The sequence below is a fragment of the Paramagnetospirillum caucaseum genome, from assembly GCF_000342045.1.
GTDB lineage: Bacteria > Pseudomonadota > Alphaproteobacteria > Rhodospirillales > Magnetospirillaceae > Phaeospirillum > Phaeospirillum caucaseum.
In genome coordinates this window covers 1-717 of sequence record NZ_AONQ01000190.1, presented here as the reverse complement: position 1 = coordinate 717, position 717 = coordinate 1, and the positions used below count along the sequence as shown (strand labels likewise).

Here is a 717-nt window from a genome sequence, read left to right as displayed (position 1 = left end):
GTCGCCGCGGCATAGCTGGCGGTGTCGCTGCCGTCGCCGCCGACCAGGGTGTCGGCCCCGGCCAGACCGCGCAGCACGTCGTCGCCGCCGCCGCCGGTCAGCAGGTTGACGCCGGTGGTGCCGGTCAGGCTGTCGGCGAAAGCGCTGCCCGCCGCGTTCTCGATGGTGGCGAGCACGTCGCCCGAGGCGTCGCCGCCGCTCGCCTGGGCCGTGGTCAGCGACAGGTTGACGGTGACCCCCGCCGCCGAGTTCTCGTAGCCCACCGTATCGGCGCCGGTGCCGCCGACCAGCGAATCCGCCCCCGCCCCGCCGCGCAGGGAATCGTTGCCCGCCCCGCCGTCCAGACGGTTGGCGTTGCCGTCGCCGGCCAGAATATCGTTGAAACTGGTGCCGGTGACGCTTTCGATGCCCGAGATCACGTCGCCGTCGGCATCGCCGCCCGCGACCGTTCCCGCTGCCAGATCGGCGGCAAGCGCCACGCCCGACGCCGCATAGCTGACGGTATCAACCCCGGCCCCGCCGATCAGGGTATCGGCCCCGCCGCCGCCGGCCAGCAGGTCGTTGCCCGCCCCGCCGTCGATGACATTGACGCCCGCGTCGCCGGTCAGGATGTCGGCGGCGTTGCCGCCCAGCAGGTTCTCGATGCCGCTCAGCACGTCGCCGGCCGCCTCGCCGCCCGAGGCGCTGCCGGTGCCCAGGTTGACGGTAACCGCCGCC

Annotated in this window: 1 protein-coding gene; it reads right to left on the bottom strand. The window is 74.1% G+C overall.

Annotation, left to right across the window (positions count from 1 at the left end; all coding sequences use genetic code 11):
- Positions 1 to 717 (bottom strand): calcium-binding protein (locus H261_RS22940; protein ID WP_008622842.1); only part of this gene is annotated, 717 nt, incomplete at both ends.